The sequence below is a fragment of the Seohaeicola saemankumensis genome (assembly GCF_021021435.1).
Classification (GTDB): Bacteria; Pseudomonadota; Alphaproteobacteria; order Rhodobacterales; family Rhodobacteraceae; genus Seohaeicola.
Map to the genome: position 1 here is coordinate 1 of NZ_JAINWI010000071.1, position 407 is coordinate 407.

The 407-nt window shown below is 65.1% G+C and carries 1 protein-coding gene; it reads left to right on the forward strand.

Translation table 11 applies throughout. The annotated features are described in order from the left end of the window. Positions 1-206, forward strand: a 206-nt coding sequence (locus K7H22_RS20005) for a hypothetical protein (protein ID WP_230802562.1), incomplete at its 5' end; no start/stop codon positions are given. Positions 207-407 lie beyond the last annotated feature (201 nt).

Genomic DNA, 407 nt, shown 5'->3' on the forward strand with positions numbered 1-407 from the left:
CCCACGCGCTGAAAACGGGTGCGCTCCTGGCCATCGGTATCGGTGAACTTGACGGGGACGGTGGCGACGTAGTGGTTGGTCATTTGGGTCTCTCCTGGTTGCGATGGGGATCACCCGGCACGGGGGCAAGAGGGCCGGTCGCAAGCGCAAATGCGGAGGGTCCGCGGCTAGCCGTGGAAGCCGTATTTGTGCTTGCCGAAGCGTGAGCTGAGGGCACGATTGGGCCGACCCCGTGCGATCCACATCTATGAGCAAAAAGGAGAGACCCGGATGACCCTTGCTATCACGCAGCCGCCACCATCCGCGTCCGCGTCCCACCGAGCCTGGCCGGGGTGCTGACGGAGCCCGCCCGCCTGGATGCGATGTTCCGAAACACGCCCCGAGGGACGTGCAGGTCTTCAGCCTCA